Source organism: Myroides sp. ZB35, assembly GCF_001865835.1.
Classification (GTDB): domain Bacteria; phylum Bacteroidota; class Bacteroidia; order Flavobacteriales; family Flavobacteriaceae; genus Flavobacterium; species Flavobacterium odoratimimum.
The window spans coordinates 2,166,104-2,182,970 of record NZ_CP017769.1 but is presented as its reverse complement, the minus strand read 5'-3'; the positions used below and the strand labels follow the sequence as shown (position 1 = coordinate 2,182,970).

The window sequence follows — 16,867 nt, the reverse complement described above, 5'->3', positions numbered from 1 at the left end:
AATTTTTATCGTTTTTGAATTACTTCACTTAGTCTTAAGACTAATTCTTTCTTTTATGATTTCTTATTTGCAGCAAGATATACTACTAGAGATAATAATGCTAAACACATACCTCCTATACATACTCCACTCCATCCAAAAAACTTCCACAAATATAGTCCAAAAGCCGAGCCAAAAGCAGTTCCAAGGAAACTAAATGACATATAGACAGTATTTAATCTATTGCGAGCTTCAGGTAAAAGAGAATAAATACGCGTTTGATTAGATACATGTATAGTCTGTAATCCTAAGTCTATCAAAATAATACCTATAATAAGCCCTATCACTGAAGCACTTGAAAAATAAAATATTACAAAACTTATGAATGTCATGAATATGCCATATAGTATCAACTTTCTAGCTCCTCCTGCTCCCCCTATTTTTCCTACTAAAGGAGCTGCAAAAGCACCACATGCACCTATCAATCCGAACGCCCCAATTACAGCAGAGTCATATCCGAAAGGTTCATTGTGTAAAAGTAATACCATCGTAGTCCAAAAAGTTCCAAACTGAGCAAAAGCTAAAGCTGTTACTCCTGTTGAGTCCCTTAATACAGGTTGTTCTTTTATTAAGACAAAAAGAGATTTATATAAGTCTTTGACCTTTCCATTAAAGGTAGGTTTATTATAGGGTAGTCTAATTTGAATCATGATTACGATAATAATACTTACTATAGTAGCTATCCAAAACATACCTCGCCATCCTAACCATACACCTACAAAGCCACTAAGCGTTCTAGAAAACAATATCCCTATAAGTAATCCACTCACTACTGTTCCGATTACTTTTCCGCGTTGCTCATCAGAAGATAAACTAGCAGCTAATGGCAAGACTAACTGAGGGACAATAGAAGTCGCTCCTAAGACAAAGCTAATAATCTGTAATAAAAAGAAATTTTGTACAATTGCAGTTAGGGCTAAAGCAATAGTAGCAAATATTGTTGTTATAATAATTTGTTTTTTCCTTTCGAGCATGTCTCCTAAAGGAATCATTAAAAACATCCCTACAGCATACCCTGCCTGAGTCAGATAGGTAAGTGTTCCTGCTGAAGCTTCAGACACACCAAACTCTTCTGATATCAAAGGAATTAATGGTTGACAATAATATAAATTAGCAACGATTAAACCTGTAATCGCTGCCATAAATAGCACATTTGATTTTGATAAACTCATAGATACAAATTTAAACTAATTCAGATGTAGAAATCTTAAGATAACATAAGAAATTATAATAATTACAGTAAAATTAGAAGTACTACAATAGCCTATCTCTTTAATTTAAATTCATAACTATCAAATAACTTCTTTTCTAATATTCATTATTAGCTTCAATAATCTATATCCATTACTTCTAAGAAAGTAATTTTCAAATCATATATCATAAAGTATTTTGCCTTACACAATTTTAATAGACCTAATAAAAAGCTACTTTTGCATTAAAAAATGAAGAATATACTATTCTTACTTCTTGCTATACTCTTAGAGACTATAGCTACAACTACTCTTAAAGCTAGTGAAGGATTTACTAAACTTGTTCCTACCACTATAACTTTACTTGGTTATGTAGGTGCTTTTTATTTATTGAGTTTGACCTTACGTGCTATACCTATTGGAATTGCATATGCTTTATGGTCAGGGATTGGAATTGTGTTGGTCACTATAGCGGCTTACTTTTTATACAAACAAAAACTCGATACTGCTGCTTTAATAGGAATTGCATTTATAATTACAGGAGTCTTAATCATTCAGCTTTTTTCAAAAAGCCAAGCCCACTAATACAATTTTGTAGGTTACAGAATACAATTGTACATTTGCCAAAATATCAAAAGTAATTATGCGCATAGACATTATTTCCGTTTTACCAGAATTAATAGAGAGCCCTTTTCAAGCTTCTATCCTAAAAAGAGCAATAGAGAAGGGACTAGTAGAAGTACATTTTCACAACTTACGTGATTATAGTACTAATAAGCATAAGAATGTAGATGACTACCAATTCGGTGGTGGAGCAGGAATGGTTATGAGTGTAGAGCCGATAGATAAATGTATTACTGCATTAAAAGCCGAGAGAGAATATGATGAAATAATCTATATGACTCCTGATGGCGAAACCTTAAATCAACAAATGGCCAATGGAATGTCTATGCTTAAAAACATTATCATTCTATGTGGACACTATAAAGGAGTAGACCAACGTGTACGTGACCATTTCATCACAAAGGAAATCTCTATAGGAGATTATGTCTTATCTGGTGGAGAGCTAGGGGCAGCTATTTTATGCGATGCTATTATCCGTCTTATCCCAGGAGTACTTTCTAATGAAACTTCAGCATTGACTGATAGCTTTCAAGATAACTTATTAGCCCCTCCTATATACACTAGACCATCTGAATATAAGGGATGGAAAGTTCCAGATGTGTTACTAAGTGGAAACTTCGCTGCTATAGATAAGTGGAGAGAAGATATGGCTTATGAACACACAAAGACAAGAAGACCAGATTTATTAGAGAGAGAAGACTAAATTATCTCTCCACTTCTTAAAATACTTAATAAAAATAGGGATAAATCACATACTGATTATCCCTATTTTCATTGATAAAATGATTTACATTTTATTCTTTTCTATCCTAATATACACCTATATAATACTGATCTACTCCAGTTGTTATTGTTGCTCCTAATTGTCCTTTTTTAGCTGTTGACTTAATATCATAAATGTAAACATTTCCTTTTCCTGAAACAGGTGCTAAAGCAATATAGAACTTTCCTCCTCTTACAACTGATGTCTGATATTGTGTCAACCATAAGTTAGCTGGCACTTCTAAATCCACCGCAGTTTTATTATTTAAGTCTATACGTGCTAATCCCCATGCATGAGTAGTTGTTGGTTTACCATTAGGATCCACTCCCATTTCGATCTCTGGTGCATCAAGTTTCTCATAAGGCATATAACCTATACCATCTCCTATATAAAACCATCCATTACTAGAAACTTTCTTTCCACCTAAGGCACTACCTAAATCGAATTTAAATGTAGTATCATATTTACCATCTTTAATTTTTGCAATATATGTCTTATCAGTTCCATTTACCATTTGAAGAACTTCTTTTTGGTTATTTACATATAAAGTTGGTGTACGATATCCGTTAGTACTTCCTACAACATGCTCTGTTGTGATTACATCCGTTTTAGACAAATTATTTTTATCAACAACTAAAGTAAAAGTTTTATCTGTAGGTTTTCTTTTTCCAGTACTTGGATCATAAAGGCTAACAGCAGCACCATAATAAAGTTTATTATCAACTAATACAGGCGAATCAATCCTACTTATGTAATATCCTTTTTTAGTAAATTCGTCACTAAGTTTAACATTAATTTCTTTTTGTGCTCCTGGCAAAAATGACCATTTATTTAAATCTATAAGAGCAATACTTGCAGTAATTTTATGCCCTAAATAAGCACCTTCTCCATTTTCTCCGGCATGTTGAGGCGCTGCAGTTATATAATGAACAGACCCCATATCTTCATTAATTTTAGTAAATCTACCTGTTTTTGTCCCTAATACAGGAGCAGATTCAATATGACCTACTTGAGTGTAATTTTGTCCACCTTTATGTTCATATTTTCGTAAATCTCCCACAGTATAATTTAAATTATATACATACTTTCCATCTTTTGATACATATATTCGAGAAGTTCGGGATGAAGGCATTTGGAATCCTTTTTTACTAAAACTTATTTCTCCTTCCGTTAGTTTATCTACCCCTTGTAAATAAGTAGCTGACTGTGATCCCGATCCACTAGCATAAGCTAATTGAAATTGCTTACCTTTAAATTCCTCTCCTGTATCTGGGTTAGAATTATCATCAGATGAACATCCTATTGTCATTAATGCTAGCCCTGCAAATAATAATGTGCTTTTAAAAAATTTACGTTTCATAGTATTTATTATATATTAAAAAATTGAATAAGTTACTTTTCCATAAAAAGCTCTTCCTGGTTTCTGCAAACCAAAATTGTCATATATCCTTTGATTAAAAATATTCTTCATATCAAAACTTACTGTTGCTTTTTTATTAGAGAACTGATATATCACTCCAATGTCATTAGGATATTGAGAAGGTATTTCATCTAAATTAGTTCCTCCTACATTAGACCAGTTCCTCAAAAATTTCTTTACATAGTAAACATTGTAATTCACAGAAAAGAAATCTCCTTTCGATAAAACATTATTAAACTTATAACTCAGATTAGCATTTAGTTTAAATGAAGGCTCATTTCTTATCTGCGTTTTGTAGTATAAATATGGATTGCCATCTTTATCAAATTGCTTATTAAATAATACATCAAACTTAGATAGTGCTAGATTGAACGCTAAACGTTGTCTAAAAGAATAGTTTAACTCTATATCAAAACCTCTACTTAATACATCATCTAAATTTTCATACCTAGTAAAGATTCCTTTTGAGTCAATACTCTCCCTAATCATTCCTTTTACATTTCGATAAAAGTAAGTAGCATTTAAGCTCATTGAATGATCTTTAAAGTTAAATGGCCCTGCTATAAACCCTATATTATAGTTTGTGCTTTTCTCAGGATCAAGGCTAAATGAAGGCAATAGATTATCTGCATTACTTCCAAAAAGCTCAGATTCTTCTGGCAAGCGAATTGCCTTTTCTGCAGAACCTAATAAGTAAAATGGTTCTAACAATTTGTAAGACACACTTACCCCCACTCCATTATGATCAATACTATTATTTATTTTCTTAGTCTTATATAAATCACCAACTAATGGCTTATTCGTATCTTTATAAGGTTCATTAGAGACTGCCTTCTGATGATATAGTTTATAAAATAAATTGGTTTGAAGCCTATTGTCAAAAAGTTTATTCTCATAGCTAAACGAGAGTATATCCTTAGTCAAATCTCTTGTATTAACTAATCTCATAACAGCTACTGGTTGCAAAACATCAGTTATTCCTCTTTCAAAACTGTTATAGAAATAGTTAACACTCAGCTTATGATTAGTTATAAATTCATACCCTACATTTGCACGAACAACCCAAGATTCATCTTTGTTCTTTTCTAGTGTTTTTTGAGACGCTACTTCTGCACCACTTGTATATTTCAGTGGTTTCCCTAAAGGATCTCTTATTACATTTCCACTCCAATCGTACATATTACCAACTGTATCGATAACTTGTCTAGTTAAATCACTATAAGATAAATCTAGCTTTACCTCTAATCCTTTTACTAATAAATCCTTTTTTTCGTAATTAAGTGTTGCTACATAAGATTCTCTCTTAGTATTTCTATCCCCGTATACATTCTCCATAGTAATACCATGCTGAATCTCTTTTCTATTTCCAGAAACAATGCCTCCAATAAAAAATTTATCCGCCCATTTCACATCTGTGAAACCTACATCTACTTTAGTTCCATAAGATTTATAACCATCGTGAAAACGCCTAGCTCCATTCTTTGGATAACTTACATTTCCTTGATAATCCACATACCTAATATGATCTCCATAGACTTTATAATCATTATCACTATAATTATAAAATGCATTAGCTCTAACAGTCAGTCCATTTTTATCATTTCGATATCCTCCATTGACATTATACTGGTGTGTATTAAAAGAGCCAAAAGAGCCACTAGCACTCAAAGTATTAGTCATTTTCTGTTTTAATACTACATTGATAGCTCCTCCTAAAGCGTCTTGTGATAAATAAGTAGGCACTACACCCTTATATACTTCTATACGCTCTATCAAAGCTGGAGGAATACTGTTCAATGAAAATGAACTACCATAATTACTTGCTGGTACTCCATCTATAAATACCCTCACCGCGTTTCCAGACAAACCATTTAAATTATAATTTACTCTAGAACCTAACCCTCCATCTTGTCTTATTTTAACTCCTGCAGTTCTATCAAGTATTTCATTCGTTTGCAAAGACATCAGAGATGCTTCTTTCATTTCTATAACACTCACTGCAAAACCTTTAGTTTCAAGATCTCGTTTCTCTGTTTTGACTGAAATAAGCATTTCTTCTAGATTGTGTCCTTTAGATTCTTCTACTGTAACCAATAAATTACTTTTAGAATCTTTAAAGTCAATTTTTACTTTAAAATCAACTATTTCCATAGATTTCACATCTAATACATATTGACCATAATCAACATTTTGAATAGAGAACTCTCCTTCATCATTTGTCTCACTATACAAGTTTCCTTTATCTAAGCTAACAACGGCATATGCTATAGGTCTCCCATCTTTTAGTTTTATTACTCCTGATAAAACTCCTTTTTGAGCAACCATGAACATAGGTATAAGTAGCATTAAAATATAAATAACATATTTACTCCAAGTATTATTTCTATAACTACCTAGCACTTCTTTTTCACTCTTTTTTGTACCCCAATATTTTTTTATACTAATGATTCTAAACACCTTTCAATATATTTTTTTTAATAAAAACCATTTTTAATAAGAGGTATACCACTTATTAATTCTGTAATGCAAAATTACTTTAAGCATTAAGCCTTTTATCTTTCAAAAAAGGATAATTAAATACACATCAAGGATTATTTTTATTAAATCTAATTAATATCTATATTTACAATCTTAATTTCATTCTATTATATGCAACTAACTACTAACTATATAGACAAAATAAGCGGTCAACAAACAACAAAGAAAACAGAAGGAGAATCAATTATAGAGTACACAGTTAATGATGGTGATTACTTTCTAGAAAAAACTCAAAAAGTAGGGCGTTACTTTATAACTTACTATGAGTTTATGTTGAATAGCCCCATCACCATTTCTCTATCTCCAAACTCTAAAGGTATTTTAATGCTGTTCTTACTTGAAGGTGAACAACAACTTTCTCATCATCTAATAAGAAAAGTAAATAAAGAGAACTATATGCTTAAAATAGATTCCTCAAAACAAGAAACTCGCTATATTTCCATTTTAATACCTAAAGAGATTATAATAAAACTAAAACAAGATTTATTAATAGATTTTGAAGCTGAAGAACTACCTAGCACTTTAAAACTAGACGATTTAATAAAAAAGAACAAAATCATCTCTCCAGAAATGAAATCCGTAATCACGGATATATGCTCCTGTCAAAGAGATGGTTCATTCAAACAAGTTTATTTAGAAAATAAAATAATAGAGTTACTGTTTCTACAATTAGAATACATCAATCAAGACCAATCAAAATCTTATATATCCAATATAGACATTGAAAGAATGCACTCTGCTAGAAAACTATTGACTCAAAATATTAAACATCCATATACTCTATCAACTCTTGCTAAAAAAGTAGGTACAAATGAATTTAAATTGAAAAAGTATTTTAAAGAACTCTTTGGCTCAACAGTATTTGGGTATCTAAATGAGCACAAGATGAATAAAGCAAAAGAACGATTACAAAATTCAGATATTACAATTTCGGAGCTAGCAGAAGATCTAGGTTATAAATCACAGAATCATTTTAGTACAGTTTTTAAAAAATTTTATGGTTATCCTCCTAGTGATGTAAAAAAAGTTAAAAACATAAATAATAACAGCACACACACTATATACTTATTACCTTTATTCATTATAGAGAAACTTGAAGCTCTAGAGCTTCTTACATTAGGCACATTTATATTATAACGAAATAGAAATCAATAGAATAACAACTATGCTTTTACTTAAAATAATTAGTTATTATTCTGTTTTATTTTTTATATTTGCACTCGATTTTAGACCAACCTCTGGCGAGGTCCGTGTATGTTGTTCTGAAAAATAACTTTTATACATTATTACAATGGCAGATTTAATGAAATTCGTTCAAGACGAATTAGTTGCAAAAAAAGATTTTCCTCAATTCAACGCAGGAGATACTATCACTGTTTACTACGAAATTAAAGAGGGTGACAAAAAAAGAACTCAGTTCTTTAAAGGTGTAGTTATCCAAAGAAGAGGACAAGGTACTACTGAAACTTTTACTATCCGTAAAATGTCAGGTAACGTAGGTGTAGAGCGTATCTTCCCAATCAACATGCCAGCTTTAGAAAAAATCGAAGTTAATCAAAGAGGTAAAGTACGTAGAGCTCGTATCTTCTACTTCAGAGAGCTTACTGGTAAAAAAGCAAAAATCAAAGAAAGAAGAAGATAATCAACTTTCTAAGAGTTATAAAAAAAGAGATTGTACAATGTACAGTCTCTTTTTTTTATGTCAAAAAAAAAGGGAAGAGATAATTAAATCCCTTCCCTATATATTAATTTACACCTTTTCTATTATCATAAGATCTTGTATCGATTAACTTATTATATGGATCGATACCAACCTCTGTTGGCTTCTCATCTACTATAATAGTAAAATCATTCATAATATCTGATACTTTTACTTTTTTCAGATATAAGACTTTCTCTTTACTGTTTTTAGACTTTTCTTTCACATCTTCTTGTGCAAAAATCCCTATTTCTATATAATCTGCTAATGGAAGTGATTTAATTTCTACTCCTTTATCCGATTTGTAGACACGTGTATTCAGATCAGAACCAGCTTTAGTCGTTGCATCCGTATAGCTCTTTTCTCCTTTATCATCAGCTCTATATTTACTTACGATAGCTTTAATTTTCACTTCATACTTACCATTGTCTAACTTTTTTACTTCTGCTTTATCTATATAATTGTCATATAAAGTAATTGTCTCAAACATATCCTTAACTAGGTACTTCAATGAGTCTGGAGTTGCCTCTTTAATATCCGCTACTAACTCAGATGCAGTAGTATAAGGAGCATCTTGAAAAGCTACCTTTTTAATATATCCTTTTAAAACATCATTAAGCTGCTTATCTCCCAGATAATCACTCATCGTATAGAATACTAAAGAGCCCTTTTGATAATGGATATACTGTTGATTCTCATTATACATCAATGCTTTTTCTTTTTTACTCTCACCACTACGTCCTCCTAAGTATCTATCTAATGCTTCTTTCAAGAACTTACGCATCTGTCCTTTTCCATATTCTGCTTCTAATACTTTTAAAGAACTATATTCAGCTAAACTCTCAGACAACATCGTTGCACCTTGGACATTAGCCCCTATCACTTGATGCCCCCACCATTGGTGTGCTACCTCATGTGAAGTTACCGCGAATGGATAATCTACCTTATTATCGGCTTCTTCATCTACTTTAGCAATAAATCCAATAGCTTCTGAGAAGGGTATTGTATTCGCAAATGACTGTCCAAAAGCTCCCATTGAACTAGGAAATTCAATAATACGAACTTGTTTATGTTGGTATGGGCTAAATTCTTTCTCATAATATGCTAGGGACTTCTTCACCCCATTTACCATGCGATCGATATTATATTCATGCCCTTTATGGTAATATATCTCTATATTAATATCATTCCATTTATCGCGCTTCACTTCATATCTAGCAGAATTATAAGCATAGAAATTCAGCATTTTCTGATCCATTTTATAATGGAAATAGCGTCTATCCCCTTCTGTCCACTCTTTCTGTAGGTATCCAGGAGCTATCGCTATTTGATCTGCTGATGTACTTACAGTAGTTTCAAATGTTACCCAATCTGAGTCAGAACTTATATATGTATTTTGTAATGCTTTCTTATCTGTTTGCTCAGCCATGCGCTCTTTTGGTTTTAGACCATACTTTTTACGCACCTCATCATCAGATAACTCAAATCGACTTATGTACCCAAAAGAAGGAAACAACTCACCATTATTAATGAATGTACCATTCTCTAGTACAGAGGAATTACTGCGAATAGCGGTATTTTCTTTATTCTTTACTTCAAACTTAAATACCAATTTTTCTCCATGAGCTAAAGGCTTAGTTAATTTGTATAATCTAATACCAATTACAGTATCATTTAATACTTCTTTTGCTCCATCAACAGTGATGACATTAATATATCTTTTAACATAGTTTACATAAAGGCTATCTACTGCTTTCTCATTCTTGTTCTCTAGTACATACTGTCCTTTTGCTAAAAAGTCCCCTTGTGCTGGATATAAATCAAAATCTACTTTTATATCTATAATACGCGGAAGAGTCATATTCTCATATTTCTTATAAATCTTTTCGTACTCTACCCCTAATAGCTCATTTTCTTTGTCTGAAGTATACTTATTTAATACAGTATTTTCATAGTACAGATATCCACCTAAACTAAAGAATCCTATACCAAAAAGTACAATAACGCTTACTATACCTTTGTTAGCTCTTTTTCTAGCAAAGTATAATCTCTCTTTCAAATTATTCACTATACCTCTTCTCCAGAACAATAATGTCAATCCACTTAATGAAGTAATAAACATTACCCAATAAAGAGCATAGATATAATATCTACTTAGGTTAGAACCAAAACCATTCATATCAGAATAGGGTGTTCCTGGTAGTTTATTAAAAAAGAAGATACGTTGCTCAATACCTAACTTTGACAATTGTCCTCCAAATAAGAAGAACACAAATAAAACAAAGAATCCTACTAGATAGTTTCTAAAATAAGTTTGAACCGCAATAGCTAAACCTGCCCAAATCATATACCATATCCAACTTATTCCTATTAACTCTTTAAAATAAAGTCCTATCTCAAAGTTGTAATAACCATTGTGTATTTGTACAATAATCCCTCCTATCATAATAACTAATAACAAGAATAACTGTACTACTATTAAACTTATAAACTTAGAAAAGAAGAATACATAGTTAGGAGTTGGAGTAGCATCTATTAATAAGTCCATTCTTGACAACTTTCCTCTATGTACTAATAACCCTGCTCCTAAGAAAGTAATAATGATGATGACCAACTGAAATGTAGATCCTGGTATTCCTAACATCAAGCGAGTAACTGGATATACTGTAGTCCCATATAAGGAAGTCGCTGAAGAAGAGACTAACAACATCATTAAAACACCTAATCCCACAAGGATCATAAACACTTTATTCTTAGCTAAATATTTTATCTCTCCTTTAGCGAAACTAAATATATTACTCCACTGTGTTCCTAATGAAAAGTTATAGCTAACCTTAGGTAATTCAATACGTACTATTCCTCCGAAATTATTCTTCGTCACGCGTTCTGATTTCTTAGACTTTCTACTAAAAGTAAATGCTTGCTGTGTAAACGTAAAGAACTTTGCAAGCCCCCCTAAGAACAATAAAGATACCGCTAACCAAATTCCTCTATTTAATAGATACCACTTTTCTATAGGAAGATTATTATTGTTTATCTCATCCACTGTCCAGTATTCAGTATAATATCTTAAAGCCGAACTTCCTGATGGATCTAATAAAGCGACTAACTCTTTATTATCCATATCTTTTCCTAAGCCCCCTAATACCCCTTGTATAATCAATAATATAACCATAGAGACAAAACCGATATACACGCTTCTAGACATTGTCACTACAACAAATACAATACTACCAAAGAATAACATATTAGGAATAATAGTCAATAAATACACCTGTACATAACTCCAAAGCACATTCTCTCCTAATAAATTAGGATTAGCCCACGGTAGTAATGTCGCAAGAAATATACCAATACCTATCGTTAAACTAATGAATAAGGTTACTAAAAATGAACTTAAGAATTTTCCTGCTAAATATTCTCTTTTAGAAAAAGGATACGAGAATAGAATATGATGTACTTCATAACGAAAATCTCTATAAATAGAAGCCCCGATAATAGAAGGAAATAAGAAATAAAGTAAATTATTAAAACCTTCTATAAAATTAGCCAATACATAAGGTGAATTAAACTTCATTAGAGAACTAGACGTTACTTTCACTACATCAAAAACTCCAACGGCACTAGCCATACTTAAAAAACCTAGCAAAAAGAATAACACTAGGTATAGATAAAATACCCAATTCTTTAACCAGCGTTTTATTTCAAATGAAAAAATAGTTCCAAACATCGTTTATCCGTTTTTAAGTGCCACAAAATAAACATCTTCTAAACTTGGCTGTACTGATACAAAACCTGCTTCTGTAAGCGAATCCTCTGAATACACTCTAATGTTTAGCTTATTATCTTGATTATATTTTCCAGACAGTATCATAAGCTCCTTATTCAGTTCTTCTGCTACTTCACGAGTAGTTTCTCTAGTCCAGATCTTACCTTCCAATTTCTGTTCAGCTTGCTTAGGTGTACTTCTTTCTAATAGATTTCCTCCATTTAGAATAGCCATCTCATGACATAGCTCATTTACATCATCTACGATATGGGTCGAGAATATCACTGTATTATTATTACCGATCTCTCTAAGTACATTTAAGAAGCGGTGTCTCTCTGCAGGATCTAGTCCAGCTGTAGGTTCGTCTACTATAATTAACTTAGGATCATTTAATAACAACTGAGCAATCCCAAAGCGTTGTTTCATACCTCCTGAATATCCACTCACACTTTTACGACGAACTTCATAAAGATTCGTTACTTCTAATACTTTCGTTACTATTTCCTTTCTTTCAGCAGCTTTTGATATCCCTTTTAATCGAGCGAAATAATCTAATAGATCTACTGCTGACATATTAGGATATACACCGAAATCTTGTGGTAAGTACCCCAACAGTTTTCTGAACTCACTTTGTTGTTCTAATATATTAATATCGCCGAAGTGAATTGTTCCACTATCTGGTTTTTGAAGAGTAGCGATGGTACGCATCAGAGATGACTTACCAGCTCCGTTAGGTCCTAACAGACCGAACATCCCTGCTCCTATCTCTAAGTCTAAATTATCTATTGCTTTAACCCCATTTTTATAGGTCTTGTTCAAGTTTTTAATAACTAATTTCATAATCACATTTTTGGTTCTATATCATAAGTAGCAAAAAGTATAATTATGTTACATTATTTTTTAATCTTTTTTTAACAAGTGTGTTTTTATTCATAATTTACAATCATACATTATACTAAGCATATCACACTTCCATTGACTTTAAATCATAATTTCTATTGTTTCAATAAATATAACTTTATCATTTATACCTTACTTTTACACCTTCTAAACACCTATTAAATGTTACAACGCTTATTTGGTTTACAAAATCAAAACATCAGAATTCAAAGTGAAATACTAGCCGGTCTAACCGTAGCTATGACCATGATACCAGAATCACTGTCTTTTGCCATACTAGCTGGCTTACATCCATTAACAGGATTATACGCTGCCTTTCTTATGGGGATTATAACAGCTGTTTTTGGAGGAAGACCAGGTATGGTCTCAGGAGGAGCTGGTGCTACTATCATTGTCATGATATCACTTATTGCTATGTATGGAATAGAGTACTTATTCGCAGCAGTAGTATTAGCTGGTATTATACAAGTATTAGTAGGAGTGCTTAAGTTAGGAAGGTTTGTACGATTCATACCTCAGCCTGTCATGTATGGGTTCTTGAATGGATTAGCTATTGTAATATTCTTTGCACAAATAGCCCAATTCAAAATTGATATAGAGGGAGTTAATACATGGCTTAGCGGAATGGCTCTATACATAATGATAGGATTAACACTATTAACCATACTAGTTGTAACTATCTTTCCTAAAATCACTAAGAAAGTACCTGCTACTCTTGTTGCTATAATTGTGACTACAGCAGTTGTATTTTTCTTCCAAGTAGACACTCGAAAAGTTATGGACATCGCTCATATCAGTGGTAGCTTACCTAGCTTTCATATTCCTTCACTCCCTTTTACACTAGAGACTTTACAGATCATCTTGCCCTTTTCTCTGGTTATGGCAGGAGTAGGTTTAGTAGAATCTTTACTAACCTTAAGTATCGTAGACGAAATCACCAATACAAAAGGGAATAGTAATAAAGAATCTATAGCCCAAGGTATAGCTAATATCACAAATGGATTCTTTGGAGGTATGGGAGGTTGTGCCATGATAGCACAGACTTTAGTTAACTTAGATGCAGGAGCTAGAAGTAGACTAGCTGCTATTATTGGCTCGCTTACCATCTTAGCCATTATATTAGTTGGCGCTCCTATCATTGAACAGATACCTCTAGCTGCATTAGTAGGAGTGATGATGATTGTCGCGATTACTACATTTAAGTGGGTATCCTTTCAGTTAGTGACCAGAATGCCTAAAGCCGATATCTTTGTTTTATTTCTAGTTACTATCATTATTGTAATCACACATAACTTAGCCTTAGCTGTATTAATCGGTGTAATCGTTTCTGCTTTAGTATTTGCCTGGGACAATGCCATACGTATACGAGCTAGAAAATCTTTTGACCCTCACGGCAATAAAGTCTACGCTATTTATGGCCCATTATTCTTTGGGAGTACTACTTCTTTTATTGAGAAATTTACTCCTCTTACAGACACTCCTGTGGTATACTTAGATTTTAAAGAATCTAGAATAGTAGATATGTCTGCTATAGAAGCTTTGAAAAAACTAATCGATAAATATCAAGAACAAAACAAACAAATCTTACTTATCAATGTCAATGCTGAAAGCAAAAGATTGTTAATCAATTCTAAGCTTTTCAACAGTAACTTATTAGAAAACAATTAGATTGATATATTCCAGTAGCCTATTATCAGAGTTAATTCTTTATATTTGAGTTTAAACCACTACAATTTTAAAAAACACTATTATTATGCTAAAAATATCACTATCTGTATTACTTGCTATTCTAGGAGGTTATCTTATTTTTTTAGGATTAAACAATGATATGTTACCTCCAACCATTACAGGAATAGGATTCTTTATAATTGCTATTATATTTAATCTACCTAAAGACAAAAAATAAAGGACTACCTCATCTATTGTCCTTTTCTATTCTAGATTATAGACATTGATAGTATCATATGATACTATCACCTATAAAAAAACACCTCTAATGAGGTGTTTTTTTGTGTAAAACGTTTCTTATTACAAGCTGTTTACTTAATCTCTTTAATTTGGTGATAACTCGCAGTCAATACCTTTTAATGAATTATATTCTTCGATAGGAATAATTACGATTCCATTATGTTCGTTTTCATTTACGATTAACTCATTACCACTGTCCATTACATAGTCCACATAAGTAGTTACATCCTCTGTAAAGTCACTAAAACTGATTACTTTATTCATTTTTTTAATCTTTTGAAGATACTAATACAAGTATTAGACCAAAAAATTAACATTCATAAAAAAAATTACAATTTAAATTTAAATCCTCGTGGTGCATATAACTTATCCTCATCATATAGGTTTAAATAAAGACGAACAGTATCTTGTTTTCCCTTTATATAAACTGCATATATATCGAGTACTCCTCTACCGTTAAACAGTCCATTAGGAGTGTCAAAATGACAACAACTACCTACTCTGTAGAAAGATAAATTATTTCCTTCTAAATCAGTTAGATCATCTAAGTACTCTCTCTGATTTTTAGGCCCTTCATTTGTCTTTACCCCTCCTACTTTTATAGGATTCTCAGGTGTGTAGCCATACTCAAAAGTTCCTATCTCATTCACAGTAGTTACCTTGTTTTCTAATACTTGCTTAGATTTACAACTCACCCCAACAAGAATTAACAAAACGAAAAACACAGACTTTCTCATAATAAACTGATTTAAAGAATATTTACATCTCTAAGATACAGAAAATAAATAGACATTGAACTATGTGAAAACAATTACAGAGCTACCAAAAATAAAAAAACACCTCATCCTAAAGAGAGGTGTTTTCTATATTTTAGTAGAGTGAATTACTTGATATAAGTAATCTCATTTTTAGGTTCTCCATCTAAGAAGCCTTGTTGCTCCATCCATGCATCACTATAGATCTTACTCATATAACGCGAACCATGGTCTGGGAATAACATAACTACTACACTATTCTCGTCAAATGCTCCTTCTGCAGCATATTGTCTTGTAGCTTGTAGTACAGCACCTGAAGTATATCCTAAGAATAATCCCTCTGTGCGTGCCAACTCACGTGCTGTTTGTGCAGCATCTTTATCCGTTACCTTCATAAACTTATCGATAACAGAGAAGTCTGTAGCAGTTGGGATTAAGTTTTTTCCTAATCCTTCTATCTTATAAGGAGCTATCTCATTAGGATCAAGCTCTCCTGTCTCGTGATATTTCTTTAATACAGAACCATAAGCATCCACACCTAAGATTTGAATGTTTGGATTCATCTCTTTTAAGAAACGAGCTGTACCAGATATAGTACCTCCCGTACCAGAACAACAAACGAAGTGTGTAATCTTACCTCCTGTTTGTTCCCATATCTCAGGTCCTGTAGATAGATAGTGTGCTTCTGTATTTAGCTCATTAAAATATTGATTGATATAAATAGAGTTTGGCGTTTCTTTCTGCACCGTCTTCGCTACCTCATAGTATGAACGAGGATCATCAGCCGCTACATTAGCAGGACATACATATACCGTAGCTCCCATCGCACGTAGCATATCTATCTTATCTGGAGAAGACTTATCACTCACAGATAAGATACATTTATATCCCTTAATAGCACTCACCATCGCAATACTAAATCCTGTATTACCTGATGTAGTCTCTACGATTGTACTACCTGGCTTTAATATTCCTTTTTTCTCAGCTGCCTCGATAATGTGCATTGCTATTCTATCTTTTGCAGATTGTCCAGCACTGAAAGCTTCTACTTTACCATAGAAATTCCCTTTTAACTCTTTTGTTGCTTTACTCAATTTTACAATTGGCGTTTTCCCTACAAGAGCCAATACATTATCATACGCTTGAATTTCTTCTTTCATAATATCTTATTTACTATGGATAGATGTTCTTTATCTCATCTA

Annotated in this window: 14 protein-coding genes; 6 read left to right on the top strand and 8 right to left on the bottom strand. The window is 32.2% G+C overall.

Annotated features, from left to right (window positions below):
• Positions 1 to 53 precede the first annotated feature (53 nt).
• Positions 54 to 1,211: an MFS transporter gene (locus BK054_RS09880; protein WP_006257003.1), complete on the bottom strand. Its 1,158-nt coding sequence runs from the start codon at positions 1,209 to 1,211 to the stop codon at positions 54 to 56.
• Positions 1,212 to 1,481: 270 nt separating this feature from the next.
• On the opposite strand from BK054_RS09880, the gene BK054_RS09875 reads away from it, so the two are divergent.
• Together BK054_RS09875 and trmD are read left to right on the top strand one after the other, a co-directional pair.
• Positions 1,482 to 1,814, top strand: coding sequence for a DMT family transporter (locus BK054_RS09875; RefSeq protein ID WP_006257004.1), 333 nt, complete (start codon positions 1,482 to 1,484; stop codon positions 1,812 to 1,814).
• A 58-nt stretch (positions 1,815 to 1,872) separates the two neighbouring features.
• Positions 1,873 to 2,556, top strand: a complete 684-nt coding sequence (gene trmD / locus BK054_RS09870) for a tRNA (guanosine(37)-N1)-methyltransferase TrmD (RefSeq protein WP_006257005.1) — start codon at positions 1,873 to 1,875, stop codon at positions 2,554 to 2,556.
• A 106-nt stretch (positions 2,557 to 2,662) separates the two neighbouring features.
• Here trmD and BK054_RS09865 read toward each other — a convergent pair whose 3' ends face one another.
• Positions 2,663 to 3,976 (bottom strand): DUF4374 domain-containing protein, encoded by a 1,314-nt coding sequence (locus BK054_RS09865; protein WP_006257006.1) that lies wholly within the window; start codon positions 3,974 to 3,976, stop codon positions 2,663 to 2,665.
• Between the two features lie 15 nt (positions 3,977 to 3,991).
• The gene (locus tag BK054_RS09860) at positions 3,992 to 6,493 is read right to left on the bottom strand and encodes a TonB-dependent receptor (protein WP_006257007.1); all 2,502 of its coding nucleotides are present in this window, start codon (positions 6,491 to 6,493) and stop codon (positions 3,992 to 3,994) included.
• A gap of 192 nt (positions 6,494 to 6,685) precedes the next feature.
• Between BK054_RS09860 and BK054_RS09855 the strand changes: the two genes are divergently transcribed.
• Complete coding sequence (locus BK054_RS09855; RefSeq protein WP_006257008.1) at positions 6,686 to 7,711, top strand: helix-turn-helix domain-containing protein; 1,026 nt, start codon at positions 6,686 to 6,688, stop codon at positions 7,709 to 7,711.
• 154 nt (positions 7,712 to 7,865) lie between these two features.
• Entirely contained in the window at positions 7,866 to 8,216 is a 351-nt protein-coding gene (rplS, locus tag BK054_RS09850; protein ID WP_006257009.1) for a 50S ribosomal protein L19, read from the top strand.
• Between the two features lie 103 nt (positions 8,217 to 8,319).
• On the opposite strand, the gene BK054_RS09845 is transcribed toward rplS, so the two are convergent.
• Complete coding sequence (locus tag BK054_RS09845; protein WP_006257010.1) at positions 8,320 to 12,003, bottom strand: M1 family aminopeptidase; 3,684 nt, start codon at positions 12,001 to 12,003, stop codon at positions 8,320 to 8,322.
• A 3-nt stretch (positions 12,004 to 12,006) separates the two neighbouring features.
• The gene (locus BK054_RS09840; protein ID WP_006257011.1) at positions 12,007 to 12,882 is read right to left on the bottom strand and encodes an ABC transporter ATP-binding protein; all 876 of its coding nucleotides are present in this window, start codon (positions 12,880 to 12,882) and stop codon (positions 12,007 to 12,009) included.
• A 222-nt stretch (positions 12,883 to 13,104) separates the two neighbouring features.
• On the opposite strand from BK054_RS09840, the gene BK054_RS09835 reads away from it, so the two are divergent.
• Positions 13,105 to 14,610 carry a SulP family inorganic anion transporter gene (locus tag BK054_RS09835; protein WP_006257012.1) on the top strand — a complete coding sequence of 502 codons (1,506 nt, stop codon included), beginning with the start codon at positions 13,105 to 13,107 and terminating at the stop codon, positions 14,608 to 14,610.
• An 85-nt stretch (positions 14,611 to 14,695) separates the two neighbouring features.
• The gene (locus BK054_RS18450; RefSeq protein ID WP_006257013.1) at positions 14,696 to 14,848 is read left to right on the top strand and encodes a hypothetical protein; all 153 of its coding nucleotides are present in this window, start codon (positions 14,696 to 14,698) and stop codon (positions 14,846 to 14,848) included.
• Between the two features lie 146 nt (positions 14,849 to 14,994).
• Here the strand turns inward: BK054_RS18450 and BK054_RS09830 are convergent, their stop codons facing one another.
• The 3 genes from BK054_RS09830 to BK054_RS09820 all read right to left on the bottom strand — a co-directional run bounded on the left by BK054_RS09830 (position 14,995) and on the right by BK054_RS09820 (position 16,825).
• Entirely contained in the window at positions 14,995 to 15,174 is a 180-nt protein-coding gene (locus BK054_RS09830) for a type II toxin-antitoxin system Phd/YefM family antitoxin (protein WP_006257014.1), read from the bottom strand.
• A 65-nt stretch (positions 15,175 to 15,239) separates the two neighbouring features.
• On the bottom strand, positions 15,240 to 15,647 hold the full coding sequence (locus BK054_RS09825; protein ID WP_006257015.1) for a hypothetical protein: 408 nt from the start codon (positions 15,645 to 15,647) through the stop codon (positions 15,240 to 15,242).
• 146 nt (positions 15,648 to 15,793) lie between these two features.
• On the bottom strand, positions 15,794 to 16,825 hold the full coding sequence (locus BK054_RS09820; RefSeq protein ID WP_006257016.1) for a PLP-dependent cysteine synthase family protein: 1,032 nt from the start codon (positions 16,823 to 16,825) through the stop codon (positions 15,794 to 15,796).
• Positions 16,826 to 16,867: the final 42 nt, after the last annotated feature.

What these genes read in the sequence shown, in the direction of transcription:
- BK054_RS09880 (WP_006257003.1), bottom strand. Translation starts at nt 1,211, where the DNA reads ATGAGTTTATCAAAATCAAATGTGCTATTTATGGCAGCGATTACAGGT.
- BK054_RS09875 (WP_006257004.1), top strand. Translation starts at nt 1,482, where the DNA reads ATGAAGAATATACTATTCTTACTTCTTGCTATACTCTTAGAGACTATA.
- trmD (WP_006257005.1), top strand. Translation starts at nt 1,873, where the DNA reads ATGCGCATAGACATTATTTCCGTTTTACCAGAATTAATAGAGAGCCCT.
- BK054_RS09865 (WP_006257006.1), bottom strand. Translation starts at nt 3,976, where the DNA reads ATGAAACGTAAATTTTTTAAAAGCACATTATTATTTGCAGGGCTAGCA.
- BK054_RS09855 (WP_006257008.1), top strand. Translation starts at nt 6,686, where the DNA reads ATGCAACTAACTACTAACTATATAGACAAAATAAGCGGTCAACAAACA.
- rplS (WP_006257009.1), top strand. Translation starts at nt 7,866, where the DNA reads ATGGCAGATTTAATGAAATTCGTTCAAGACGAATTAGTTGCAAAAAAA.
- BK054_RS09845 (WP_006257010.1), bottom strand. Translation starts at nt 12,003, where the DNA reads ATGTTTGGAACTATTTTTTCATTTGAAATAAAACGCTGGTTAAAGAAT.
- BK054_RS09840 (WP_006257011.1), bottom strand. Translation starts at nt 12,882, where the DNA reads ATGAAATTAGTTATTAAAAACTTGAACAAGACCTATAAAAATGGGGTT.
- BK054_RS09835 (WP_006257012.1), top strand. Translation starts at nt 13,105, where the DNA reads ATGTTACAACGCTTATTTGGTTTACAAAATCAAAACATCAGAATTCAA.
- BK054_RS18450 (WP_006257013.1), top strand. Translation starts at nt 14,696, where the DNA reads ATGCTAAAAATATCACTATCTGTATTACTTGCTATTCTAGGAGGTTAT.
- BK054_RS09830 (WP_006257014.1), bottom strand. Translation starts at nt 15,174, where the DNA reads ATGAATAAAGTAATCAGTTTTAGTGACTTTACAGAGGATGTAACTACT.
- BK054_RS09825 (WP_006257015.1), bottom strand. Translation starts at nt 15,647, where the DNA reads ATGAGAAAGTCTGTGTTTTTCGTTTTGTTAATTCTTGTTGGGGTGAGT.
- BK054_RS09820 (WP_006257016.1), bottom strand. Translation starts at nt 16,825, where the DNA reads ATGAAAGAAGAAATTCAAGCGTATGATAATGTATTGGCTCTTGTAGGG.